At 66.1% G+C, this 25012-nt stretch carries 16 protein-coding genes and 1 tRNA gene; 2 read left to right on the top strand and 15 right to left on the bottom strand.

Translation table 11 applies throughout. From position 1 onward, the window contains the following. Positions 1 to 91: 91 nt before the first annotated feature. The 7 genes from ASD28_RS10920 to ASD28_RS10890 all read right to left on the bottom strand — a co-directional run bounded on the left by ASD28_RS10920 (position 92) and on the right by ASD28_RS10890 (position 7854). Positions 92 to 1072 (bottom strand): GDP-L-fucose synthase, encoded by a 981-nt coding sequence (locus ASD28_RS10920; RefSeq protein WP_056127040.1) that lies wholly within the window; start codon positions 1070 to 1072, stop codon positions 92 to 94. A gap of 3 nt (positions 1073 to 1075) precedes the next feature. Further along, positions 1076 to 2191, bottom strand: coding sequence for a GDP-mannose 4,6-dehydratase (gene gmd / locus ASD28_RS10915; RefSeq protein ID WP_056127038.1), 1116 nt, complete (start codon positions 2189 to 2191; stop codon positions 1076 to 1078). Between the two features lie 151 nt (positions 2192 to 2342). Then, on the bottom strand, positions 2343 to 3722 hold the full coding sequence (locus ASD28_RS10910) for an undecaprenyl-phosphate glucose phosphotransferase (RefSeq protein ID WP_056128312.1): 1380 nt from the start codon (positions 3720 to 3722) through the stop codon (positions 2343 to 2345). Positions 3723 to 3745: 23 nt separating this feature from the next. Then, positions 3746 to 4942 (bottom strand): XrtB/PEP-CTERM-associated polysaccharide biosynthesis outer membrane protein EpsL, encoded by a 1197-nt coding sequence (gene epsL / locus ASD28_RS10905; RefSeq protein ID WP_056127036.1) that lies wholly within the window; start codon positions 4940 to 4942, stop codon positions 3746 to 3748. A gap of 38 nt (positions 4943 to 4980) precedes the next feature. Then, positions 4981 to 5706 carry a CAAX prenyl protease-related protein gene (locus tag ASD28_RS10900; protein ID WP_082577448.1) on the bottom strand — a complete coding sequence of 242 codons (726 nt, stop codon included), beginning with the start codon at positions 5704 to 5706 and terminating at the stop codon, positions 4981 to 4983. 54 nt (positions 5707 to 5760) lie between these two features. Continuing rightward, entirely contained in the window at positions 5761 to 7671 is a 1911-nt protein-coding gene (locus ASD28_RS10895) for an ATP-binding cassette domain-containing protein (protein WP_056127034.1), read from the bottom strand. A 108-nt stretch (positions 7672 to 7779) separates the two neighbouring features. Beyond that, positions 7780 to 7854 (bottom strand) — tRNA-Arg (locus ASD28_RS10890). Between the two features lie 419 nt (positions 7855 to 8273). On the opposite strand from ASD28_RS10890, the gene ASD28_RS10885 reads away from it, so the two are divergent. Then, complete coding sequence (locus ASD28_RS10885; protein WP_056127033.1) at positions 8274 to 10472, top strand: bifunctional SulP family inorganic anion transporter/carbonic anhydrase; 2199 nt, start codon at positions 8274 to 8276, stop codon at positions 10470 to 10472. A 27-nt stretch (positions 10473 to 10499) separates the two neighbouring features. On the opposite strand, the gene ASD28_RS10880 is transcribed toward ASD28_RS10885, so the two are convergent. The 7 genes from ASD28_RS10880 to ASD28_RS10850 all read right to left on the bottom strand — a co-directional run bounded on the left by ASD28_RS10880 (position 10500) and on the right by ASD28_RS10850 (position 22540). Further along, on the bottom strand, positions 10500 to 12605 hold the full coding sequence (locus tag ASD28_RS10880) for a PAS domain-containing sensor histidine kinase (protein ID WP_056127031.1): 2106 nt from the start codon (positions 12603 to 12605) through the stop codon (positions 10500 to 10502). Between the two features lie 300 nt (positions 12606 to 12905). Then, entirely contained in the window at positions 12906 to 13601 is a 696-nt protein-coding gene (locus ASD28_RS10875) for a response regulator transcription factor (protein WP_056127028.1), read from the bottom strand. 64 nt (positions 13602 to 13665) lie between these two features. Continuing rightward, complete coding sequence (locus ASD28_RS10870; protein ID WP_056127026.1) at positions 13666 to 17886, bottom strand: two-component regulator propeller domain-containing protein; 4221 nt, start codon at positions 17884 to 17886, stop codon at positions 13666 to 13668. Next, on the bottom strand, positions 17883 to 19028 hold the full coding sequence (locus ASD28_RS10865) for a patatin-like phospholipase family protein (protein ID WP_056127024.1): 1146 nt from the start codon (positions 19026 to 19028) through the stop codon (positions 17883 to 17885). Before ASD28_RS10865 ends, ASD28_RS10870 begins: the two co-directional genes overlap by 4 nt. A 192-nt stretch (positions 19029 to 19220) precedes the next feature. After that, on the bottom strand, positions 19221 to 21014 hold the full coding sequence (ggt, locus tag ASD28_RS10860; RefSeq protein ID WP_056127022.1) for a gamma-glutamyltransferase: 1794 nt from the start codon (positions 21012 to 21014) through the stop codon (positions 19221 to 19223). A gap of 52 nt (positions 21015 to 21066) precedes the next feature. Then, positions 21067 to 21831 (bottom strand): 3-hydroxyacyl-CoA dehydrogenase, encoded by a 765-nt coding sequence (locus ASD28_RS10855; RefSeq protein ID WP_056127020.1) that lies wholly within the window; start codon positions 21829 to 21831, stop codon positions 21067 to 21069. A 106-nt stretch (positions 21832 to 21937) separates the two neighbouring features. Further along, positions 21938 to 22540 (bottom strand): hypothetical protein, encoded by a 603-nt coding sequence (locus ASD28_RS10850; RefSeq protein ID WP_156403885.1) that lies wholly within the window; start codon positions 22538 to 22540, stop codon positions 21938 to 21940. 158 nt (positions 22541 to 22698) lie between these two features. Here ASD28_RS10850 and ASD28_RS10845 point away from each other — a divergent pair, with 158 nt between their 5' ends. Then, on the top strand, positions 22699 to 23997 hold the full coding sequence (locus ASD28_RS10845) for an acetyl-CoA hydrolase/transferase family protein (RefSeq protein WP_056127017.1): 1299 nt from the start codon (positions 22699 to 22701) through the stop codon (positions 23995 to 23997). A 788-nt stretch (positions 23998 to 24785) separates the two neighbouring features. Here the strand turns inward: ASD28_RS10845 and ASD28_RS10835 are convergent. Next, positions 24786 to 24983: a hypothetical protein gene (locus tag ASD28_RS10835; RefSeq protein ID WP_056329679.1), complete on the bottom strand. Its 198-nt coding sequence runs from the start codon at positions 24981 to 24983 to the stop codon at positions 24786 to 24788. Positions 24984 to 25012: the final 29 nt, after the last annotated feature.

Below are 25012 nucleotides of genomic sequence, written 5' to 3'. Positions count from 1 at the left end.
CTCTTGTTATAGCCCGCTCATTCTGGGAGCCGCACGACGCGGACTCTGTTCGTCAATTAACACTCTGCCGTACGGCTCCCGCCGCGATCGCTCAGGCGGCGGCCCGCTTTTCCTGGTCCGCCACCAGGTCGAGGAAGGCCGCGTACGCGCGCCGCAATCCTTCCGGCAACGGTGTGCGCGCCTGCCAGCCGAGGGATTTCAGCTTGGACACGTCGAGCAGCTTGCGCGGCGTGCCGTCCGGCTTGGTGGGATCGAATGCGATGCGGCCGCGGTAGCCGACGGTCTCGCCGACGAGCCGCGCGAGGTCCGCGATCGTGACGTCCTCGCCCGTGCCCACGTTGATGTGCGAATGCATCGGGTCGGTGTACGACGCGTACGTGGCGTGGTCGAGGTTCATCACGTACACGCTCGCTTCCGCCATGTCGTCGACGTATAAAAATTCGCGCATCGGCTTGCCGCTACCCCAGATCACGACTTCGGGCGCGCCGGCGAGCTTCGCCTCGTGGAAGCGCCGCATCAGTGCGGGGATCACGTGGCTGTTTTCCGGGTGATAGTTGTCGCCGGGGCCGTACAGATTCGTCGGCATCACGCTGCGGTAATCCGTGCCGTACTGGCGGTTATAGCTTTCGCACAGTTTGATGCCGGCAATCTTCGCCATCGCATACGGTTCGTTGGTCGGCTCCAGCATGCCGCTCATCAGATACTCTTCCTTGATGGGCTGCCGGGCCAGGCGCGGGTAGATGCACGAGGAGCCCAGGAACAGCAGCTTGTTCACCCCGTTGCGCCAGGCTTCGTGCACGACGTTCGCCTGCACCATCATGTTGTCGTAGATGAAGTCGGCCGGATACGTGTTGTTCGCATGGATGCCGCCGACCTTGGCGGCGGCCAGGTAGACCTGGTCGATGCGCTCATTGCGGAAGAACGCGCGGACCTGGGCCTGGTCGGTCAGTTCGAGTTCCGCGTGGCTGCGCGTGACGATGTTCGTGTGGCCTTGCGCGCGCAGCACGCGCACGATGGCCGAACCGACCAGCCCGTTATGGCCGGCCACATAGATGCGGGGTTGAGTATTCAACGTTCACTCCAGTGAAATTGCAACGTTGTAGCCATGCGAGGCGAGAAGCTTGTGGCGACGCGCCGTCTCGAGGTCGTGCGCCACCATCTCCTGCACCATCGCTTCGAAAGAGGTGCGCGGCTCCCATCCCAGCCGGCGGCGCGCCTTGCCCGGGTCGCCGAGCAGCGTGTCGACTTCGGTCGGACGGAAGTATTGCGGGTCGACGGCGACGATCGGTTGGCCCACCACGACGCCGGTCGCCTTGTCGCCATGGATGGCGGCGATCACGCCGCGTTCGTGCACGCCCTCGCCCTGCCATGCGATCTCGATGCCCAGCTCGCGTGCGGCCACCTCGACGAAGTGCCGCACGGAATACTGGCGGCCCGTCGCGATGACGTAGTCCTCGGGCGTGTCCTGCTGGAGCATCAGCCATTGCATCTCGACATAGTCGCGCGCATGCCCCCAGTCGCGCAGCGCGTCGAGGTTGCCCAGGAACAGTTGCTGCTCCAGGCCTTGCGCGATGTTCGCGAGGCCGCGCGTGATCTTGCGCGTGACAAAGGTCTCGCCGCGGCGTGGCGACTCATGGTTGAACAGGATGCCGTTGCATGCGTACATGCCATACGCTTCTCGGTAATTCACCGTGATCCAGTAGGCGTACAGCTTGGCGACGGCATACGGGCTGCGCGGATAGAACGGCGTCGTCTCGCGCTGCGGGGTTTCCTGGACAAGGCCGTACAACTCCGATGTCGATGCCTGGTAGAACCGGGTCGTCTTTTCCAGGCCGAGGAAACGGATCGCTTCCAGCAGGCGCAGGGTGCCGAGGCCGTCCACGTCGGCCGTATATTCCGGCGATTCGAACGACACCGCCACGTGGCTCATCGCACCGAGGTTGTAGACTTCGTCCGGCCGGACTTCGCACAGGATGCGGTTGAGGTTCGACGTGTCGGACAGGTCGCCGTAATGCAGGTGGAAGTGATTGTCCTCGACGTGCGGATCCTGGTAGATGTGATCGATCCGCTCGGTATTGAAGAGCGAGGCGCGCCGCTTGATGCCATGCACTTCGTAACCCTTGGCCAGCAGCAGTTCCGCGAGATAGGAACCGTCCTGGCCAGTGACACCCGTGATCAACGCTTTCTTCATTGGCTGTTGTCCTGGCGAATTGTTATGCAAAATCAATAAAAAATTGCAATCTCAGCAATTATTTTCACGCAGCCCATCGGGCGCCGCAAGCGCCGATCCGATTGAATCGGCCTCTTTAAGCGGGAGCTAAGCGACCCGGCATGTGCAGGTTCTAAAACGCGTTCTCGCGCGTGAGCACCACTTTCACGGTCTTGAGAACGATCCACAGGTCCAGCCACAGGGACCAGTTGCGCAGGTAATCGAGGTCGTACTGGATGCGCGCTTCCATCTTGTCCAGCGTGGCAGTTTCACCACGCAGCCCGTTGACCTGCGCCCAACCGGTGATGCCTGGTTTGACCTTATGGCGCAGCATGTATCCCTTGATCAGCTTGCGATATTGCTCGTTGTGCGCGACCGCGTGCGGACGCGGCCCGACGATGCTCATCCTGCCCTGCAGCACGTTGACGAACTGCGGCAGCTCGTCGAGCGACGTGCGGCGCAGGAAGCGGCCGATGGGCGTCACGCGGTCGTCTTCCTTGCGCGCCTGCACGACGGTATCGCCGTTTTCCATCACCTTCATCGAACGGAATTTGTAGACGATGATCTCTTCGCCATACAGGCCGTAGCGGCGCTGGCGGAAGATCACGGGGCCAGGAGAACTCATCCTGACGACCGCGGCGATCACGAGCATCAGCGGCGCCAGCAGCAGCAGGATCAGGCTCGACAGCACGATGTCGGAACCGCGCTTGATGGTGCTGTTCAGGCCCATGAACGGGGTCTCGCAGATCGCGATCACGGGCATGCCGCCCACGTTGTCGAAGCGCGCCTGCATCAGGTCGAAGATATAGACGTCCGGCAGGAAATAGACGGACGCGGTCGTGTCCTGCAACTCGTCGATGAGCTTGCGGATGCGCGGCTGCGCGGAGATCGGCTGGCTGATGAAGATCATCTTGATGCCGTTGTCGCGCACGTACTGCACCAGCTCGCTCGTCTTGCCCAGCATCGGATGCGGCAGCTCGGCCGGGTGCCGTTCGCCGTCGCGGTCGTCGAAGAAGCCGCGCACCTGCATGAACAGGTTCGGATGGCGGTCGCAGATGCCGGCGAATTTCAAGCCCACGTCGTTGACGCCGACCACCACCACGGAGCGCACTTCCTTGCTCTTGCCGGGCCGGCTCGCAATGCGCACGGCGATGTGGCTGCCCAGCAGAATGAGCGGCGTGGCAACGGCCCAGGCCAGCAGCACGCGCTCGTCGTAATAGTATTTGAGGCCGCTGGACGAGCCGAGGAACATCAGCACGGCGATCGTCACGCACCAGCCGAACACGGTGTCGCGCGCATAGGCCCACATGCGCCCGCTGCGCCACGTGCGGTACGGATCGACGTGCTGGTACACGGCCGACGAAATGAAGAAGGCCAGCACCATCAATACCAGCAGGTAGCCCGAGAACGGCTCATGGAACAGCACCGCCGACAGGTACAGCGTGCCCATGATGATCAGGGGATCGAGTACGCGCTGGAAGAACGAGATCAGCGGTATGTCATTGACCGTCATGAGAATGATCGGAAGCTGCGCATTCAAAACTGCGCATTGGCCGACAGCGACACGCTGTTCGACTTGAAGCTGCCCGTACCGAGCACGGGCGATCCGCTGCGCGCCTGGTGCGCCAGCCCCGCCGACACCTGGATGGTCGGCCGCGGCGTCCACGTCGCGGACAGGCTCTGCGTGCGGATGGCATCGCGGATGTCGCCCGCGCTGGCGAACGACGCGCGCGCGTTGTAGTTGCGCCGTTCGTAGACGGCGTCGGCATTCACCTTGATCTTGGCCGTCGCATCCCATTGCGCGCCGACGCTGGCGCCCTTGTTCAGCGTATAGCTCACGACCGTGCTTTCCAGCGGCGCGAAGTCGCGCCAGACGGCGGCCCGGTACGTCATCTTGCCGCGCGGCTGGTACGTGGCCTTGATCTTGCCGGCCACGCCGCTCGTCTTGCCGGTGCCGAACGACGGCTGGTCGCGCCGCGTGTAGCCGACCAGTGCATCGAACGTCGTGGAACCCGTCGCGATCCACAGCACGCGCGCCTTCAGTTCGTCCTGCGTGAAGTTGTCGTTGAGAAGATTCGGACCGACGGGGCGCGGATAGGGATACTTGCCCTTGACCCGCCGCGCCACGAGGCCGACCGTGCTGCCGCTGCTGGGCAGGTAATCGAGTTCGACCTCGCTCGCATCTTCCGTGCGGTTGTTGTAGCGCTGGGCGAACAGCTCGTAGTCGTACTTGTCGCGCTGGAAGCCCGTGCGCACGCGCCAGGACGAGTGAAAGCGCCACGCGCCTTCCGCGAAGTGGCTGCGGCTGCGGCGCAGGTTGCGCTCGTTGCTCTGGAAATCGGTGTACGGCGCCAGCACCTGTTGATAGGTGGTGCCGACCTTGCCTTCGAGGTGGTTGCCGAGTTGCCAGAACCAGGTTGCCTGCAAGTCCTTGCCATCGTAATTCAGCTGTTTGAAGTGGTCGAAGTCGTATTTCGACAGCTTGGCCACGATGGAAATCCGCTGGCGGCTATAGGTCTTATCGAAGATCAATCCGCCCTCCCGCATCCACCAGGAATCGGCCCGGGTGCCGTCGAACCCGGGCTGCCCCTCCGGCACACGCAGCAGGTTGTCGTCGTGGCCGTAGCCGACGCCGGCATACAGGTGGAGCGCATCGCTGGGACCGGCGCCGGCCGGCAACGTGAACAGGGTGCAGAGCAACAGGGCAAGGGGACGCACGCGGAAATTCAGCATGATGGTTAGTCTTTTTCTTGAAGTTAATGGCGGACGGCTTACCAGTAAGACCAGCTGCCGGTCCGAACCACCCACACGCCCAGCAGGCCGTTGGTGACGGCGTGCGCCAGGATCGGCGACCACAGGTTGCGGTGACGCATGTACAGCAGGCTGTAGGCCGCGCCCGCGACGATCCCCGCAAGCCAGAGGTTATGTTCGACACCGAACAGCACGACAGTGATGACGAAGCTTTTGATGGAGAGTTGAGAGGGCTCAACCGACGCGAAGTCTGGCGCATCCACCCACCGCATTAGGAAAGAGCGCCAGAACAACTCTTCCATGACGGGCACGACGAGCGCGGCGCCGGCGATGCGGATCGCCACGAGCAGCCAGTCGATGCGGCCGTCGACGCGCGGATCGAAGCCGGACGGGGAACCGAACACCATCCAGCCGGCGTCCAGGCTGATCCACAGGACGAGCACGAGCACGCCCGTCGCCAGCGCGGTAAACGCGTGCAACGGTGCGAGATGAAAGCGGGAAAGTTCTTTGTACTGGCGCCAGAACAGCGCCAGCAACAGGGCCACGAGGGCGATCTTGGCGGGGTACAGCCAGCGCAGGGCGTCCGGCGCGACACCCAGGCGTTGCAGCACGTCGCCGATGACGATGAAGGCCAGGTAGGCGGCGAAGGGCAGGATGCGGAGCCAGGCCGCGCGGTTGAACATGGGAGCGTCGGTGCGGATGGCTGCCGTGGCGGGCACGGCGCAGCGGTCGTCATGCTCAGTCATGTCTCTCCGTCAGCGGGCGCCTGGCCCGCGCTCAGCGATGCGCTAACGCATGGGCTAGTCTCCCCGCGCGCGCGCTTCGAGGCCTTCCCAACGCTCCAGGGCGTCGAGCAGAAGCTCCTCGATTTCCGCGTAACGCGCATTGATCCGGCGCGCGTCAGCGGGATTGGTCTTGTAGAAGTCGGGCGCATTCAGCTGTGCCGTGATGGCCGACTGCTCGTCTTCAAGGCTGGCGATAAGCTGCGGCAACTCCTCCAGCTCTCGCTGTTCCTTGTAGCTCAACTTTACCTTCTTGCCCGACGCGTTCTGTGCGTTGGATGACATATCCTGCGCTTTCGCCGGCGCGGCCTTTTGTGCCGCCGCGGGCGCCGGCGCCGCCTTCACGCGCTCCCAGTCGCTGTAGCCGCCGACGAATTCGCGCCACGTCCCCTGCCCTTCGGAAACGATGACCTGCGTGACGACGTTGTCGAGGAATGTGCGGTCATGGCTGACGAGGAACACCGTGCCCGAGTAATCCGTCAACAGTTCTTCGAGCAGTTCGAGCGTCTCGATGTCGAGGTCGTTGGTGGGTTCGTCGAGCACGAGGCAGTTGGCCGGCTTGGCGAACAGGCGCGCCAGCAGCAGGCGGTTGCGCTCGCCGCCGGACAGCGATTTCACGGGCGAACGCGCGCGCTCGGGCGCGAACAGGAAGTCGCCCAGGTAGCTCATCACGTGCTTGCGCTGGCCGTTGATCTCGACCCAGTCGCTGCCCGGCGCGATCGTGTCGGCCAGCGTCGCTTCCTCGTTCAGTTGCGCGCGCATCTGGTCGAAGTACGCGACGTTCAAGCGCGTGCCCAGCTTGACGTTGCCGCTGTCCACCGTCTCTTCGCCGAGAATGATCTTCAACAGCGTCGTCTTGCCCGCGCCGTTCGGGCCGATCAGGCCGACCTTGTCGCCACGCATGATCGTGCCGGTAAAGTCTTTCACGATCACCTTGGCGCCATACGACTTCGAGATGTTTTCCAGTTCCGCGACGATCTTGCCGGAGCGCTCGCCGGTCGCCACGTCGATGCGCACCTGGCCCTGCTGGTCGCGGCGCGAAGCACGCTGCAGGCGCAGGTCTTCCAGGCGGCGCACGCGGCCTTCGTTGCGGGTGCGGCGCGCTTCCACGCCCTTGCGGATCCACACTTCTTCCTGTGCAAGCACCTTGTCGAACTTGGCGTTCTCGACCTCTTCGATCGCGAGCAGTTCCTTCTTGCGTTCCTGGTACTTGCTGAAATTGCCGGGGAACGAGAGCAGGCGGCCGCGGTCCAGTTCGACGATGCGCGTGGCGACGTTGTCGAGGAAGCGGCGGTCGTGGGTGATGAACAGCACGGAGCCGCGGAATTCGCGCAGCAGGCCTTCCAGCCACTGGATTGACGTGAAGTCCAGGTGGTTCGTCGGTTCGTCCAGCAGCAGCACGTCGGGACCGGACACGAGCGCGACAGCCAGCGCCACGCGCTTCTGCATACCGCCCGACAAGGTGCCCATGGTCGCATCGCCCGCGAGGCCCAGGCGGCCCAGCGTCGTCTCGACGCGGTTGCCGAGGTTCCACGCATCCGTCGCATCGAGCTTGGCCTGCAGATCGTGCATGCGCTCCATGATCGCGTCGTCATTGCCCTGGCCGAATTGCCCCGTCAGCGATTCGTACTCGGCCAGCATCGCCTGCTGGTCGCCCATGCCGGTGGCGACGGCATCGAACACGGTCATCTCCGGATCGAATACGGGCTCCTGCTCGACGTACGCGATCTTGACGCTCTGCTGCATGACGAGCAGGCCGTCGTCCAGCTTCGAGCGGCCGGAGATGATTTTCAGCAGCGAGGATTTGCCGGTGCCGTTGCGCCCGATGAGGCCGACGCGTTCGCCGGCTTCCAGCGAGAAATCGGCATGGTCGAGCAGCGCGACGTGGCCGAAGGCCAGTTGCGCGGAAGAGAGGGAAATGACAGCCATGGTGTGAGCGGCCGCGACGCGGATCGTGCGCGGGTATCAGTAAGAGTGTGAGAAAGCAGGCATTGTACCGAAGGGGGACGGCCTGATGCGGCTGGGGGAAGGTGAAACTGGTGTCGCCAGCAGGAATCGAACCTGCATCTAAGTCTTAGGAGGACCTTGTACTATCCATTGTACTATGGCGACACTCTGCGTACTGCAGCCAGCTATTCTACAGCAGCCAGGCCCCGCCCACAACGTTCGCCCCCTCTCCCGGCATCCGCGCATTTGGCAGATTCCCAATTCGGCATTATTCAAAGCAATAAAAATAACTGGATAAAAACCGCTTTTATCCAAATCTATTTAGCCCGAAAGAATTGTAACGTTTGACCGTGCATGCTGGACGCATTTGCAAACTGCATGTTATATTTTTTCCCCGTCGTTTTAACAATCGACGCTCCTGAAAATGCATCGAAACGGTGCATTGCACCGTTTTGGTTCAATCCAAATCAAACGTTCATGAATCCGGTTCATCGGCCATAAACCGATGTAAATCGTTATATCGCCATGCGCAAAACGAATCAGCGCATTCTGACTGACAACCATCGTTCTTCCGTGAGATTCCCATGCATACGAATACCCTCAAGTACGATTTGCCGGCCGGCATAGTAGTGTTTCTTGTCGCCTTGCCCCTGTGTCTCGGTATTGCCCTCGCCTCCGGCGCCCCTTTGTTTGCAGGGATTATTTCCGGCATTATCGGCGGCATCGTCGTGGGTGCCATCAGCGGTTCCCATACGAGCGTCAGCGGCCCCGCGGCCGGGCTGGCGGCCGTCGTCCTCGCCTCGATCACGAAACTCGGCGCTTTCGAAATCCTGCTCGCGGCAATATTGCTTGCCGGCGTAATGCAATTGGCCATGGGTGTCGCCCGTGCCGGCTTTATCGCCAACTACATTCCCTCGAACGTAATCAAGGGATTACTCGCGGCGATCGGCATTCTGCTGATACTCAAACAGATTCCCCATGCGATCGGTTATGACGTCAATCCGGCCGATGAAACGTCGTTCATCCAGGCCAATGGCGAAAACACGTTTTCCGCGATTGCGCATGCATTCAGCGCGATCACGCCCGGCGCCATGATCATTGCGCTCCTGTCGATGCTGATCCTGGTGTATTGGGACAGGACGCCATTAAAGAACATTAAATTGCTGCCGGCGCCATTGTTCGTCGTGGCACTGGGTGTTGCATTGAATGTGACATTCGATCGTTTCTTTCCCGCACTGAGTATCGATCCGGAACATCTCGTCGATATTCCGCCCCTCGATATCGGTAACCTGGGTGCCTACCTGAATTTCCCGGATCTCGCCCATTTCACGAACCACGACGTCTGGATCGTCGGCTTCACGATCGCCATCGTCGCGTCGCTGGAAACGCTGCTGAACGTGGAAGCGGTCGACAAGCTCGATCCGCACAAGCGCGAAACGCCCACGAACCGCGAACTCGTCGCACAAGGCGTCGGCAACATCTGCGCCGGCCTGCTGGGCGGCCTGCCCGTCACGTCCGTCATCGTGCGCAGTTCCGTCAACATCCAGAACGACAACCGGACCAAGGCCTCGACCATCCTCCACGGCGTGCTGCTGCTGGCCAGCGTGCTCGTGCTGGCGCCCATGCTGAACCTGATTCCGCTGGCCGCGCTGGCCGCGATCCTCATCGTGACGGGTTACAAGCTGGCCAAGGTCTCGCTGTTCCGCGACATGTACAAGAAGGGCTGGTCGCAATTCGTGCCGTTCGCCGTCACCGTGGCCGCCATCGTGCTGACGGACCTGCTGACCGGCGTGCTGGTCGGCCTCGCCGCCAGCCTGTTCTACCTGATGCGCAGCCACTTCAAGAATCCGTTCTCGATGGAGCAGTACCGCCTGCACATCGGCGAGGTCGTCAAGATGGAATTGCCGAACCAGGTGTCGTTCCTGAACAAGGCCACGATCAAGAGCGCGCTGTGGGAAATCCCGGAGAACGCGAACGTGCTGATCGACGCGGCCAACTCGGACTACATCGACCACGACGTGCTGGAAGTCATCAACGACTACCGCGTCGTGGCGGCGGAACGCAACGTCAAGCTGAACGTCGTGGGCCTGCGCGACGAGTACAGCCTGCACGATCCGATCCAGTTCGTCCCCGCCCTCGACAAGGACACGCAGACCAGGCTGGCTCCGGAAGACGTGCTGCAGCTGCTGCGTGACGGCAACGAGCGCTTCCGTGCGGGCCGCACGACGAAGAAATACTATCTGCACCAGGTCGAGGCGACGGCGGGCGGGCAGCACCCGATGGCCGTCGTCGTCAACTGCATCGACTCGCGCACGTCGCCGGAAATCATCTTCGACGCCGGCCTGGGCGACCTGCTGACGATCCGCATCGCGGGCAACGTGATCAGCCGCGAGATCATCGGCAGCCTGGAGATCGCCCATAAACTGGGCGCGAAGCTGATCGTCGTGAAGGGCCACTCGAGCTGCGGCGCGATCGGCCTCGCGCTGCAGAACGAAGGCGCGCACAGCATGGGGGCGATCACGGGCAAGATCCGCAAGGCGGTCGACCAGTGCAAATGCGGCGCCCACCATCCGCCCGAGGGCAAGGCAATGCTCGAGGCGGTCACGCGGCGCAATATCGAGAACTCGCTGGACGAGATCATCGCCGGCAGCGCCTTCCTGCGCGAGCGCATCGCGCGCGGCGAGATGGGCCTCGTGGGCGCGTACCACGACATCGCGACGCGGACCGTGCAGTTCGGGGAACCGGTCACGCTGGACGACGGCCGGAACGACCTGGCCGCCTGATCCCGCCCATTGAAAAGCCGGGGCCGCTCAGGCGGCTTCGGCCCCCGTCTCCGCGCCCACGGTCAGCGCCAGCATGCACCCGACCTTGTCCACCAGCGCGTTCATCGCGAACGGCTTGGTCAGGATCTCCATCTGCGCGGGCAGCTTTTCGTTCTTCATGACCGTGCTTTCCGCATAGCCCGTCACCATCAGCACGGGCAGTTGCGGCCATTGCACGCGCACGTGGTCGGCCAGCTGGCGGCCGTTCATGCCGTTGGGCAGGCCGACGTCCGTGACGAGCATGTCCGGCCGCGTGTCCTTCAACAGGCGCAGCGCCTGCGGCGCATCGCAGGCGACGAGCACCGTGTAGCCCTGCAATTCGAGCACCTCGGTCATCACGGCGCGGATGTCCGCCTCGTCGTCGACGACCATCACGACACCCTTGCGCGTGCCTGCTTCCAGCGGCGGTTCGACGTCGGGGCTCGCGGCCGGCTGCGTCTCCACGAGATGGCGCGGCAGCAGCAGGCGCACTTCGGTCCCCTGCCCCGGCCGCGACTCGATGCGCACGTTGCCGCCCGACTGGTGCGCGAAGCCGTACACCATCGACAGGCCCAGGCCGGTCCCCTGCCCCATCGGCTTCGTCGTGAAGAACGGATCGAACGCGCGCGCGACGACGTCGGGCGCCATGCCGGCGCCGTTGTCGCGCACGCTCACCTGCACATATTCTCCGGGCCGCAGGTCGCCGTGGCGGCGCGCCTGGGCTTGTGTCAACGTGACGTTCTCCGTCTCGATGACGAGCAGGCCGCCTTCCGGCATCGCGTCGCGCGCATTGTTCGCGAGGTTCAGCAGCGCGCTTTCCAGCTGGTTCGGATCGCACAGGGTCGTCCACAGCGCGGCCGCGAGACGCGTGCGCACGGCGATCGACGGGCCCGCCGCGCGCTCGATCAGGTCCGTCATCGACATCACGAGCGCGTTGACGCTGGTCGGCTTCGGATCGAGGGCCTGGCGGCGCGAGAACGCGAGCAGGCGGTGCGTCAGGGCGGCCGCGCGCTGGGTCACGCCGAGGGCGGCGTCGATGCGCGTCAGCAGGTCGCCGCTCTGGCCCATGCGCAGGCGCAGCTTCATCAGTTCCAGGTGGCCCGTGACGCCCGCCAGCATGTTGTTGAAATCGTGCGCGAGGCCGCCCGTGAGCTGGCCCACGGCTTCCATCTTCTGCGACTGGCGCAGCGCTTCCTCGGCCTGGCGCAGCGCGTCGGCCTGGTGTTTTTCCGCCGTGATGTCGCGCGCGACGCCGTACAGCAGCTCGCCTTCCGGGGAGATCGTCCACGACACCCAGCGGTACGAGCCGTCCTTGTGCAGCACGCGCGTCTCGTAGCCGACGAGCGGGGTGCCGTCGGCCAGGATCTGCATCTTGCGCAGCACGTCCTCGCGGTCGTCCGGGTACACCATGTCCATGAACGGGCGCGTGGTCGCTTCCTCGGCGCTCCAGCCGAAGCACGCGGTGAACGCGGGATTCACGGTAAGGAAGCGCCCCGTCGCCAGCGACGCCGCGGCCATCACGTCGGGCGAGATGCGCCACAGGCGTTCGCGGTCGCTCGCGTGCGACGCCACCTGGTGCGTCAGCGCCTCGTTCAGGCGGCGCAGCGACTCTTCCTTCTGGCGCAGGGACGCCAGCGCGCGCACCTTGCCCGTCGTCTCGACGACCGTGCACAGGATGCCGCCGACGGTGCCGTCGTCGTCGCGCACGGGGCTGTACGAGAACGTGAACCAGCGCTGTTCCGGATAGCCGTGGCGCGCCATCGGCACGGGCATGTCTTCGTGGTGGCAGGCTTCGCCCGCATGGGCTTTCGTTGCGATCGGCCCGACGGTGTCCCACACCTCCGGCCAGGCCGTGCGGAACGGCCGGCCCAGCGCGGCCTTGTCGCCGAGCAACGGCATGCAGGCGTCGTTAGGAAAGCTGATCAGGTCGGCGCCCCAGCACAGCAAGGTGGGGAACCGGGAATTCAGCGCCAGGCCCAGTGCCGTGCGCAATGCGGCGGGCCAGTCCTCGATGGGGCCGAGTGGCGTGATGTGCCAGTCATGGTCGGCGATATGCGCGGCCATCTGGCCGCCGCCGGTAAGGAAGGTCAGGCTGGGGGAAACCGTGGTCTTCATAGTCCTCGCTCATGCAATCCCTGGTCGATAGTCCATCCCGACAGTTCTCTGCTGCCGTGCAAAGTCGACTATTTTAATGACAAGCTCGTGACGGACGGCGCGCGCTTGGCGTGGTCCGAACGGGGCAAAAAAGACGCCCGACAAGTTGCCGTTCTGCCTGGAAGGTGCTGCATGCCGGCCACGGCAAAAGATCAGTATGCCGGATTCCGTGGCCGTGTGGAGGGGTGATTTACAACATTTCCGACAACAATTTTTGTCGTTTTCCAGCAGGAATTTAACGTTGCGGACAGGCGCGCAACCTTACATCGCCAGGTGCCGCGTGGCGTCGGTCTGGCGCAGCACGGCGCGGTGCGCGGCTTCCAGTTCGCGCGTCAGGGCGGCGCCGTCGGGCGCGGAGCGCAAGGCGTCGAAGCCGTGCGCGGCACCGTGCAGGCCCAGCGTACGGCACCCTTCGCACAGGCGCGCGAGGTGGGCGCGGGCGGCGTCGAGCTGGCTCGTGGCCAGCAGCGCGGCCAGGTCGGTACCCGCGCTGACGAGCTGGCGCTGCAGGCCGCCGAGATACAGCAGCAGGCGCGTGGCGTCGATGCCGAGGCGGCGCAGGGTGGCGTCGGGCTGCTCGTCTGGCGCGCGCATCAGGGGTTGCAGGTGCTGCGCGACGCGCGCGGCGTCGAACGGCTTGACGATGTAGCCGGCGGCGCCCAGCGACAGCGCCTGTTCCATCGTCGCGCCGTCGGCCGCGGCCGAAACGAGGACGAACGGCAGTCCGGCGAAGCGGGCGTCCGCCTTCACGCGCGCCAGCAATTCCATGCCGGACAGGCGCGGCATGCGCAGGTCGCAGAACAGCAGCGCGGGGTTCGCGCCGGCGTCCAGCTGCGCCCAGGCGTCTGCGCCATCCTCCGCTTCCAGTACGTCGAACACGCCGCTCGCGGTGTTGTCGATCATGTGCATCAGCATCATGCGCGACACCACGTCATCGTCGACTATCAATACCTTCATCCCTGCCCCATTGTGTCGCAATTGTTAAATGGCAATTATACAGACTGTGAGACGCGCGCACGATTCAGGCAGTCGCCGCCTCGAAGCGGGCCAGCAGGTCCCACAGGCGCGGCAGGCCCGCGCGCACGGCGTCGAGCTGGCCCGCGTCCGCCAGGGCCTCGAGTTCGGCGCACAGCGCGCGCAGCCCATCCTCGCCCAGGTAGCCGGCACTGCCCTTCATGCCGTGCAGGACGCGTCCGGCCGTGTCGCGGTCGCCCGTCGCCAGCGCCTTGTCCAGTTCGATGCGGCGGCGCGGCAGGTCGGCCAGGAAGGCGCCGCGCAGGCGGTCCTTCAGGTCGCTTGCGCGCCGGATCGGGGCCGGCGGCGCGGCGGGCGCAACGGCGTCGCCCGGCACGTCGAACATCGCGTCCAGCTCGGCCGTCGACGGCGCGCGCGCGGCCGGCTCCGGCATCGGTGCGAGTTCGATGCCGCGCTGCAGCTGGCGCTCGATGGCGCGCGTGAGGTGGTAATGCAGTTGCGAATCGTCGATGGGCTTGGTGATGAAGGCATCCATGCCGCAGGCCAGGTAGCGCGTCCGGTCTTCCTCGCTGACGTTGGCGGTGAGCGCGACGATCATCAGGTGCTGGTCCAGTACGGGCGCTTCCAGCGGACCGCCGGCGCGGATCAGACGCGTGGCCGACGCGCCGTCCATCTCGGGCATGCGGCCGTCCATCAGGATCAGGTCGTAGCGCGTGCGCGCGCAGGCCATCACGGCCAGCAGGCCGTTCTCGACGACGTCGACCTGGTGGCCCAGCTCCTCCAGCATCATGCGCACGATGATCTGGTTGGTCGGATAGTCTTCCGCGCACAGCACGCGCAGGCGGTGCGTGTGCGGCGCGCGCGGCTGGTCGGCGACGGAGTGCGGCTGCACGCCGTCCGCCAGCGGCAGCACGAAGCTGAACGTGGAGCCCACGCCGGGCGTGCTGGCGACGCCGATCGTGCCGCCCATCAGTTCGACGAGCTGGCGGCAGATCGCCAGGCCCAGGCCCGTGCCGCCGTAGCGGCGCGTCGTCGTCGCGTCGGCCTGCTCGAATTTCTGGAACAGGCGCGGCAAGGCGTCCGGCGCGATGCCGATGCCCGTGTCTTCGACCGAAAAGCGGATCATGTTGCGGCCCGCGCGGTCGTGCTGGTCTTCCGCGCGGCGCTCGACGCGCACGGTGACGGAACCGCTCTCGGTGAACTTGAAGGCGTTGCCGACGAGGTTCACGAGGATCTGGCGCAACCGGGTCGGGTCGCCCACGACGAAACGCGGCAGGTCCGGATCGAGGCGCACGGCGAACCCCACGCTGTGCGCGCCGGCCTGCTCCTCGAACAGCGTGCCGACATGCGAAATCGATTCGTCGAGCGCGAAGTCGATGTTCTCGATGGTCAGCTTGCCCGCCTCGATCTTGGAAAAGTCGAGCAGGTCGTTGATGATCGCCAGCAGCGACTGGGCGTTCGCCTGGCCGCGCAGGATCTGCTCGCGCGTGCAGTCGCGCAGCGCCGTGTCGCGCAGCGCGAAGCCCAGCATGCCGATCACGCCGGCCAGCGGCGTGCGCATCTCGTGGCTCATGTTGGCGAGGAATTCGGACTTCTGGCGCGTCGCGTCTTCCGCGCGCTGCTTGGCCTGGTACAGCCGTTCCTCGTTTTCCTGCAGCGCGTCGTTGGCGAGCGCCAGCTCGTTCGTGCGGCGCCGCACCTGCCGTTCCTGCTCGCGCAGTTCCTCGGTCTGGCGTTCCAGCAGGCGGTTCTGCTGTTCGATGCGTTCCGTACGCGCGCTGACCTGCTGTTCCAGCATGGCCTTCTGGCGCCGCAGGACGTCCACGCGGATCCGATACGCGCCGTAGCCGCAGCCGATCACCACCAGCGCGCACAGGGTGCGGAACCACCACGTCTTCCAGTACGGCGGCAGCACGGTCACTTCCAGCGTGGCGGCGGCATCGCTCCACACGCCGTCCTTGTTCGCCGCGCGCACCTGGAACGTGTAGCTGCCCGGATCGAGGTTCGTGTAGGTCGCGAAGCGCTTGCTGGCGTCGACGCCGATCCAGTCCTGGTCGAAGCCGACGAGGCGGTAGGCGAAGCGGTTGCGGCCCGGCGCGGCGAAGTGCAGCGCCGAGAACTCCAGCGAGAACACGGAGTCCTGCGGCGTGAGCGTGATGCCGGACAGGCGCTCGATCGGCCCCGGCAGCATGCCCGGCCGGACGTCCTGCCACGGCTGGCCGAAGATCTGCAGGCCCGTGATGACGGCGCGCGGCGCGATCAGGTTGTCGTGCAGCGCGCGCGGATTGAATGCGGTGATGCCGTTGTTGCCGCCGAAGTAGAGCGTGCCGTCGGCCACGCGCAGCGCCGAGGCGTCGAAGTACGCCCCTTCGATCGTGCCGTCGGTCGCGTTGTAGTTGCGCCAGGCGCCGCTGGACGGATCGAGCCGGTGCAGGCCGCTCGAGCTGGACACCCAGATGAAGCCGTCGAGGTCTTCCTGCATCGCGGCCACGACGTCGTCCGCCATGCCGTCGCGCACCGTGTAGCGCTGGAAGCGCGGCGTGCCGTCGCTGCCGATCACCATGCGGTTCAGGCCCACGGCCGTGCCGACCCACAGGTCGCCGCGCCGGTCTTCCAGCAGGTAGTGCACCTCGTCGTGCGACAGGCTGGTGGGATCGTCCGGATCGTGGCGGAAGTGGCGGAACTTGCCGGTGGCGCGGTCGAGCAGGTCCAGGCCGTCGAACGTGCCGACCCAGAACCGGCCGTGGCGGTCTTCCAGCATCGGCCGCACGATGTTGTCGGCCAGGCTCGCGGCCGCGGTCGGGTCGTGCTGGTACGTCGTCTGCTTGCCGTCCGGCGCGATGCGGTGCAGGCCGCCGCGGGTCGCGGCCCACAAGGTGCCGTCGCGCGTGACGTGCACGTTGCGCACGTAGTTGGCGTCGACGTCGTCGGTGGACAGCGGGCGCCGCGTGATGCGCCCGGTCTTCGGATCGAAGTGCGCGAGGCCGTTGCGCGAGCCGAGCCACACGGTGCCGTCGCGGCCGAGCGCCACCGACGTCGCCATCGCGTCGCCCGACAGCCCCGCTTCGACCGGCGCGAGGCGCCACGCCTGGTCCGCGCCGGTCGCCGGATCGAACAGGTGCAGGCCGCCGTTCGTGGCGAGCCACAGCTTCCCGCCGCCGTCGCCGACGATGCCGCGCACCTTGTTGTCTTCCAGCGCGAGCGGCGTGTCGTCGCCGCGCACGATGCGCGCGAAGCCGCCGCTGCCCATGTCCGCGCGCGACACGCCGCCGTACCACGTGCCGACCCAGAACGTGCCCACGCGGTCGCCGTACAGCGCCGTGACCTGGTTGTCGCCCAGGCTGTAGCTGTCGGTGATGCGGTGCGGATGGCGCTCGAAGCGGCCCAGCGCGGGCAGCCAGCGGTACAGGCCGCGGTCGTGCGAGCCGACCCAGACCTGGCGCTCGGCGTCCTCGTACAACACGCTGATCTCGCCGGGCGGCATGCCGTCGTCGAGCCCGAACGTGCGCACGTCGCCCTTCGGCCCGAGCGACAGGCGTTCCAGGCCGCCCATGCTGCCGACCCACAGGCCCTGGCCCGCGTCGACCATCAGCGTCTGCACGAAGTCGTACTTGCCGCCGCGCGGCGACGGATGGTGGCGGAAGTGCATCCGCTCGGGATCGAGGCTGTCGAGGCCCGCCGCGGTGCCGATCCACAGGCGGCCGTCGCGCCCGCGCGCGAGGGCCGTCAGCTTGTCGGACGCGAGGCTGTCCGGCACGCCCGGCACGTGGTGCCACGTGTCGAAGCGGCCGGTCGGGATGTCGAAGTGCTGCAGGCCGTCGGCCGTGGCGAGCCACAGGCCTTCCTTGCCGTCGTCGAGGATGGCGCGGATGTGGCGGTTGCCGTTGCCCCGCTTGGCCGGTTCGTCCGGCAGGAAATGGCTGAACGTGCCGGTCTGCGGTTCGTAGCGATCGAGCCCGCCGTCCGTGCCGATCCACAGCCGGCCCTTGCGGTCGGCGTACAGCACGCGCACCCAGTTGTTCGCGAGCGTCTTCGGATCGCCGACGACGTTGCGGAAATTCGTGAAGCGGTAGCCGTCGTAGCGCGACAGGCCGGACTGGGTGCCGAACCACATGAAGCCGTCCGGGTCCTGGACGATCGACAGCACGGATTCCTGCGCGAGGCCGTCGTCCACCGACAGGTGCTCGAAGCGCAGGGTCGGCGTCGGCGCGGCCTGGGCGACAATGGCCCACAACAGCGCGAGCACCAGGAACAGGCATCGTTTCATGCTTCGAAAAACTCCAGTACGTCGCGGCGCCGGGCATAGGTGTCGCGCTGGCCCAGCGCCATCAGTTCGCGCGTGTAGCCGCCTTCGAACAGCAAATAGGACGCCAGCGAGGCGCCGCGCGCCTCGATCGCCCCGATCCCGCCCAGCAGCGTGCGCACGGGCCCCGGCAGGTTGGCCGCGTGGCGCGCGGCGATGTCGTCCAGGCGTTCCGACGGCACGATCGCGAGCAGCTCGATGCGGCGCAGCGGCGTCTTCGCCAGCGCCTCCTCAGGCAGCATGGAGAGCGTGTCGTTGATGCGCTGCAGGCGCTCGATATCCATCGCGAGGCCGTCCAGGAAGATCGACGACAGCGCGTGGCCGGCGATCTGCGCCAGGCTCGGATAGCGCACGTGCGCCGGCAAATGGTTCACGGTCTCGTTCATGCGTCCCGCCCCCACGACGAGCACGCGGCGTGCGCCCAGGTGGATCGCGGGCGCGATCGGCGCCAGCTGGCGCATCGAGCCGTCGCCGCAGTATTCGAGGTGGCCGTCGAAGTACAAGGGCACGGCCGGGAAGATGAACGGCAAGGCGCTCGACGCGAGCAGGTGCTCGACGCCGATCTGTTCCTGCAGGGCGAGACGCTGGTGCCGCTTCCACGGTGCGATCTTGCGTTCGCTCTGGTAGAACGTGACGTGCTGGCCGCCGCTGTACGACGATGCGGTGACCGCGAGGGCGTCGAGGCAGCCGCTGGCCAGCGCCGCGTCCAGGCGCGGCAGGTCGAGCATGCGGTGCAGCAGGCCCACGAGCGGCGTGTTGTCGAGCAGCGACGTCGGCGGCGCCGCGTGCCACTGGCGCAGCATCCAGCCGAACGACAGCAGCGACAGCCAGCGCGCCCCGGAACGCAGCACGCCCAGCGAATCGGCGCGATAGACCTGCGTGACATCGATGCCCTCCCACACGTCCGCCAACTCGTCGACGGCGTCGCCGAAGTCGTCGGCGCGGCACGCCAGCCCGGCCGCGTTGAGGGCGCCGGCCGACGTGCCGCAGATGATCTCGAACGGATTGCGCGCGGCGGGCCAGCCCGCCTCCCCCAGGATGCGGGAGATCGCCTGCAGGACCCCCGCCTGGTAGGCCGCGCGCGCGCCGCCACCGCTGAGGATCAAACCCGTTTTACATTCAATATCCACAGAGCAAGATTAGCAAACTCTGCCAACCTTGCGTTGAATAAATAGCTCTTCGACAAACACTTCGTTGTATTAGGGCCTCGACAAACAGTCAAAAAGCGGCCCGCGGCGCATCAGGGCCTCGAGAAACCGTAGCGAGCGATGCGCAGCAGGTTGATCGAGGCCCCACCACTAGTCACCTTTTGCAATACCTTCGCGCCGCGGATCGGCACCGCCGAACCACAGCGGCACGCCGTGAATCTCCATGCGCGCGATGCCCTGCAGGCCGGATGTCTGCTCGAACACGCGCACGTCGTGGCCGCGCGCTTGCAGGGCCTTCACCTCGGACAACGGGAAGCGCCCGGCCTCCAGCTCGGTCGGGCCGTTGCGGCTGCCGAAGTTCGGCAGCGAGATCGCCTGCTGCATGTCGAGGCCCCAGTCGAGCGTGCCGACGAGGACCTTGGCCACGTAATTGATGATCAGCGGACCGCCCGGCGAACCGACCGCTTCCACGAAACGCCCGGTCTTCTTGTCGAACACGATCGTGGGGCTCATCGCGCTGCGCGGGCGCTTGCCCGGTTCCACGCGGTTGGCGATCGGCCCGTTCGCGTCGCGCGAGTCGAACGAGAAATCGGTGAGCTGGTTGTTGAGGATGAACCCGTCGACCATCTGGCGCGAGCCGAACGCATCCTCGACGCTCGTCGTCATCGACAGGCCCGCGCCATACGGATCGACCGCGACGATGTGCGACGTCGAATGCGCCTCGATCGAGTTGTCCAGGCCCCAGTGCCACGCCGTCTCCACGCCCGGCGGATGGCCGGCTTGCGCCTTGCCCATCGAGCGCTGCTTGACGAGGCTGGCGCGCTGCGACAGATAGCCCTTGTCCAGCAGCGCGGGGATGCCGCGGCCCGGCAGCGGGACGAAATCCGTGTCGGCGGCGTAGCGGTCGCGGTCCGCATACGCGAGGCGGCCCACTTCCGAGAACACGTGCACGGCGTCCGCGCCCGGGATGCCGTTCGCGGGCGCCAGCGCTTTCATGTCGCGCGTCTCGAACATGCCGAGCATCTGCGCGACGGCGATCCCGCCCGACGACGGCGGCGGCATGCCGCACACCGTGTACGCGCGGTAGTCGTTGCAGACCGGCTCGCGCAGCTTCGGCTGATACGCGGCGATGTCAGCCGCGGTCAGCAGGCCCGGATTCGTCGGGTGGCTCTTGACCTTCGCTTCGATGTCGCGCGCGATGCGGCCCGTATAAAACACCTCGGCGCCGCCGGCGGCCAGTTCGCGCAGGGTGCGCGCCAGCTCGGGGTTCTTCAGCACGTGGCCGACGGGCCACGGCTTGCCGTCCGGCGCATAGAAGTAGGCGCGCGCGGTCGGGTCGTTGCGCAGATAGCGGTCCTCGGCCAGCAGGCTGTTCAGGCGCGGACTCACCGCGAAGCCTTGCTCGGACAGGCGGATCGCGGGCTGGAACAGCGTCTTCCACGCCAGCTTGCCGTGCTGGCGATGGGCCAGCGCCAGCATGCGCAGCACGCCCGGCGCGCCCGTCGAACGGCCGCCCACGATGCCTTCGGCCCGCGACATCGGCGTGCCGTCCGCATGCTGGAACAGATGCTCGTCCGCCTTCGACGGCGCCGTCTCGCGGCCGTCGAACGCCTGCACCTTCTTGCCGTCGTAATACATCAGGAATGCGCCGCCGCCGATGCCGGACGATTGCGGCTCGACGAGCGTAAGGACCAGTTGCGTCGCGATGCCTGCGTCGATCGCCGTGCCGCCCTGTTTCAGCATCTCGTAGCCCGCTTCGACCGCCAGCGGATTCGCGGCCGCCACCATGTACTTGCGGGCGGTCCAGCCGGCCTTCTCGGCATAGCCGCTGGCGGCCTCGGGAGCCCGCTGCAGGGCCGAGGCGTCCTGCGCGAGTGCGACTGCGGGGTGCAGGGCGGCGGTCAATACACCGCCCAAAACGAGGACGAGCAACTTCTTGGTCATACGATTTCTCCGGGAATACCAGAGGGCATCGTACCCGAAATTGCTCAAGGGCTCACTTCGGTTGCATGCGGATGGCGCCGTCCAGGCGGATCGTCTCGCCGTTCAGCATGACGTTCTCGATGATGGTCTTCGCCAGGTGCGCGTACTCGCGCGGCATGCCGAGGCGCGGCGGGAACGGCACCATCTTGCCCAGCGAATCGCGCACTTCCTGCGGCATGCCCATCAGCATCGGCGTCTCGAAGATGCCCGGTGCGATCGTCATCACGCGGATGCCGCTGCGCGACAGGTCGCGCGCCATCGGCAGCGTCATGCCGGCCACGCCCGCCTTCGATGCGCCGTACGCGGCCTGGCCGATCTGGCCGTCGAACGCGGCGACGGACGCCGTGTTGATGATCACGCCGCGCTCGCCGTGTTCCAGCCCCTCTTCCTTGCCCATCGCATCGGCCGCCAGGCGGCACATGTTGAAGGTGCCGACGAGGTTGATGTTGATGGCGCGCTGGAACGCGTCCAGCGGATGCGGACCGTCCTTGCCGACCGTCTTGATCGCCGGCGCCACGCCGGCGCAGTTGACGAGGCCGCGCAGGCTGCCCAGTTCGAGCGCCGCCGCCACGACGGCCTGGCCGTCCGCTTCCGACGTCACGTCGCATTTCACGAAACGTGACGCGGCACCGAGCTCGGCGGCCAGCGCCGTGCCGGCGTCGTGCTGCACGTCGGCTAGCACGACCTTACCGCCCGCCTCGACGATGGTGCGCGCGGTGGCCGCGCCCAGGCCCGAGGCGCCGCCCGTCACGATGAACACGTTATTCTGGATTTGCATCTGTCTCCCTTTCGATATGCTTCGCGTTAATTTCCGCTTATTTTCCGCTTATTTCCGTTTACGTAAACGTCAACTAGAAGATTCTAGCGGGGATTGGGTCGACACGTCAAAAACAAGTGACGGTGGTCCCGTTCCGCACACATGCGCGGCCCGTGCTGCTGACGCCGGCACTGCCACCCGCATTGAACGTATTGCCGGCCCCATCCGTGCAAACGATGCCCTGGCAGCCGCGGATGACGCTCGTGCTGGGCACGGTGGGCTGCGGCGCCGTCGCCGGCGGCGGAATCGGCACGGCGGCCGTCGCGGGCGGCGTCGCGCCGGACCGCAGCGGCCGCGGCGCCATCGCCCCTTCTCCCTGCCACGCCGGGTGGCGGCGTGCGGCGCGGCGGCGCAATTCCTCGATCTGCTTGTCGGTGAGTGGCTTGTCTTGCGGCTGGGCCTGGCGGGCCAGCGTATCCGCTTCGTCGTGCACCTCTGCCGGGTCCTTGCGGACGGCGTCGGCGCCCTGCTGTGCGCGCGGATTCAGCACGGGGCCATAGCTCAGCGTCGCCGGCGGCGACGTGCGCGCCGGCCTGGCCGTGCTCGCTTCATCGGCCACGGTGGCGTCGCGGTTGGCCTGCTCCGCACGCTGGGCCTGGTTCTGCGCGTGCGCCATGCACGACCACGTCAGCAGCATGCATGCAGTCAGTACATATCGTTTCGGTTCCATGATGGGTCGCTCCTCGCGTTCCATTATCGGCCGCGCGGCGCCTCGCCGGCGCGCTGCTGTGCGCCGGATGCGTGTCAGGTGAGCGTCAGTTTCCTGCGCCACGCTGTTAAGCTGCCACGGTGCATGTTTTTCAAACAAAAACGACACAGGAGACGACCATGCAGACCCTGCAGGAGATGTATCGCGCCAAGCGCGGCAGTGCCTTCGATGCCCTCAACCACGTCCGTGACGGCGACATGATCGTCGTCCCGACCGGTGTCGGCGAACCGCCCACCCTGCTGCACGCGCTGTCGCAGGAATGCCGGGGCTTCCACGACGTCCAGGTGGCGCAGATCCTCGCGATGCGCAAGTTCGGGTATTTCGCGCCTGAATGCCGGCCGCACGTGCGCCACGCGGCGCTGTTCTTCGGCGGCGCGTCGCGCGCCGGCGGCCAGGGCGGCTGGTGCGACTTCATCCCGAATTATTTTTCCGAAATCCCGCTGCTGATCGAACGGGGCCTGATGCCGTCCGACGTCGTGTTCGCGATGGCGTCGCCGATGAGCGCCTCCGGCCACTTCGCCCTCAGCCTCGGCACGGATTACACGATGGCGGCCGTCGCCAAGGCGCGCGCCGTCGTGCTGGAAGTGAACCCGCACGTCCCGTTCACGCACGGCCAGTGCCACGTGCACATCTCGCAGGTGACGGCGCTGGTCGAAAGCGAAGACCCGATCATGGAAGTGGGCCTGCCTCACATCGGTCCCGTGCAGGAAGCGATCGGCCGTCTCGTAGCGGAGCACATCGAAGACGGTTCCACCCTGCAGATCGGCTACGGCGGCATTCCGGACGCCGTCGTCATGCAGCTGACGGACAAGCGCGACCTCGGCATCCACACGGAGATGATCGGCGACGGCATTTTACGACTCGTGGAAGCGGGCGCCGTCAACAACCGCCGCAAGACCCTGTTGCCGGGCAAGATGGTGGCGACGTTCGCGCTCGGCTCGCGCCGCCTGTACGAGTTCATGCACCACAATCCGATGCTGGAGATGCACCCGTCGAACTTCACGAACGACCCGTACATCGCCGGGCAGAACGACAAGCTCGTGTCGATCAACGCGAGCCTGCAGGTCGACCTGCTCGGCCAGTGTGGCAGCGAGAGCATCGGACACCTGCCCTACTCCGGCACGGGCGGCCAGGTGGATTTCGTGCGCGCCGCGAACCGCTCGCGCGGCGGCAAGTCGTTCATCGTGTTGCCGTCGACGGCGAAGGACGGCACCGTCTCGCGCATCGTGCCGACCCTGTCGCCGGGCACCCACGCGACGACGAGCAAGAACGACGTCAACTACGTCGTCACGGAATGGGGTGTGGCGCAATTGCGTGGCAAGTCGGCCAAGCAGCGCGCGCAGGCGCTGATCGGCATCGCGCATCCGGACTTCCGGCCGTGGCTGCGCGAGGAAGCGGACCGCATGTGCGTGTTCTGAAATAAAAAGGCTGTGTTCGCGGTAATTCGGTAACCCGCTCGTCTAGCCGAGCTGGACCGCAGCGCACAGCAGATGAGCCGGCTTCGTGAGCCGACGATCGTCCAGCACGCGCTGCCAGCCCGAGTAATGGATCAGGTAGCGGCTCGCCACGCCGCGAAACCGTTTTGAATGTGAATCGCGCCGCGCGCCCGGACGCCCGCTTCCACGTTCACCGCTTCATGCGTGATGCCGGCCTGCTCCGCGAAATGCTGATAGACGCCGAGACAGCGGAAGCGCTGCAATCCGCTCGCCTGGCCGCAGCGGTGCTTGCGGGCGCAGCGGCAGTGCGGACACGGCCGGCCTGCCGCCGCCTGCTCGATCAGGGCAGTGCACTCGGCCGGATCCGCGATGCCGGCGATCCATTCCCGTAGCCGAGACAGGTCGTCTGGCGACAACTGCACCGCCAACAGCATGGCGAACAATTCGTCGAACGTCAGGCCGCGCNCGCAGCGGCAGTGCGGACACGGCCGGCCCGCCGCCGCCTGCTCGATCAGGGCAATGCACTCGGCCGGATCCACGATGCCGGCGATCCATTCCCGTAGCCGAGACAGGTCGTCTGGCGACAACTGCACCGCCAACAGCATGGCGAACAATTCGTCGAACGTCAGGCCGCGCATCGTCACTCCTCATGAGTTAACTCGACGATGCGTATGACCTCTGCAACGAATGACAGTTCACATAAATAGCGCGAACACAGCCAATAAAAAACGGGACCGCGCGGGTCCCGTTCGTGCGACCGGCGTTACCGGTCAGTTGCGCACGTCGCCGATGGCGCCGCGGGCCTGCCCGGCGCCGAGCGCGCCGGCCATGCCGTAGACCAGCAGCGCGCGCTGCAGTTCGGCGCGTTCGGCACCGTCGGCCTGCTGCATGCTGTCCTGGCGCGGTGCGTCGGTGGACTCAAGGCCGAGGGCGTCGGTTACGCCCTTTCCTCCCAGATTGGTCGTCATGGTTTTCTCCATTTGGTTAGTAAGCTGGC

Origin of the sequence: Massilia sp. Root133 (assembly GCF_001426525.1) — a bacterium.
Classification (GTDB): domain Bacteria; phylum Pseudomonadota; class Gammaproteobacteria; order Burkholderiales; family Burkholderiaceae_D; genus Telluria; species Telluria orientalis.
Note: the sequence above shows the minus strand (reverse complement) of the source record. Positions and strands in the feature narration are given on the sequence as shown.